4 tRNA genes are annotated in these 708 nt (G+C 44.5%); all 4 read left to right on the top strand.

The features are described from left to right. Positions 1 to 150 precede the first annotated feature (150 nt). The 4 genes from TR08_RS21945 to TR08_RS21930 all read left to right on the top strand — a co-directional run bounded on the left by TR08_RS21945 (position 151) and on the right by TR08_RS21930 (position 547). Positions 151 to 236, top strand: a tRNA-Leu gene (locus tag TR08_RS21945). A gap of 61 nt (positions 237 to 297) precedes the next feature. After that, positions 298 to 374: transfer RNA gene (locus TR08_RS21940), tRNA-Arg, on the top strand. A gap of 7 nt (positions 375 to 381) precedes the next feature. After that, positions 382 to 458 (top strand) — tRNA-Pro (locus TR08_RS21935). 15 nt (positions 459 to 473) lie between these two features. Then, positions 474 to 547 (top strand) — tRNA-Gly (locus TR08_RS21930). Positions 548 to 708 lie beyond the last annotated feature (161 nt).

Genomic DNA, 708 nt, shown 5'->3' with positions numbered 1-708 from the left:
CGGGTGTGGCGGAATTGGCAGACGCACCAGACTTAGGATCTGGCGCCGCAAGGCGTGGGGGTTCGACTCCCTTCACCCGCACCAACCAATTATTAACTCTTGAAAAACCGTTTATAATCTGATATGATTATAAATGTCGCTAAAACGTATGCGGTCGTGGCGGAATGGCAGACGCGCTAGGTTGAGGGCCTAGTGGGGGCAACCCCGTGGAGGTTCAAGTCCTCTCGGCCGCACCAAAAAAAATGTTGACACATCAAACTTAGTTTGATACAATGTAAAAGTTGACTTTAAAAGTTTGCGCCCGTAGCTCAATTGGATAGAGTGTCTGACTACGGATCAGAAGGTTATGGGTTCGACTCCTTTCGGGCGCGCCATATTTTACGGGAAGTAGCTCAGCTTGGTAGAGCACTTGGTTTGGGACCAAGGGGTCGCAGGTTCGAATCCTGTCTTCCCGACCATTCGAAATTTTATATGCGGGTGTAGTTTAGTGGTAAAACCTCAGCCTTCCAAGCTGATGTTGTGAGTTCGATTCTCATCACCCGCTCCAAAAATACCTTTGATATGAATTAGTTATTACTCAACGTTTTGTTGATGTTATAACCTGGATAATTTCAAGTGGTAGTCTTGTTCTTTGAAAACTAAACAAACAAGAACGTCAACAAACAATTTTTTAGCTTTTTATAAAAGCTAAGCCAACGTAACAAAATG

Source organism: Neobacillus niacini, from assembly GCF_000759675.1.
Classification (GTDB): Bacteria; Bacillota; Bacilli; order Bacillales; family Cytobacillaceae; genus Neobacillus; species Neobacillus niacini_A.
Note: the sequence above shows the minus strand (reverse complement) of the source record. Positions and strands in the feature narration are given on the sequence as shown.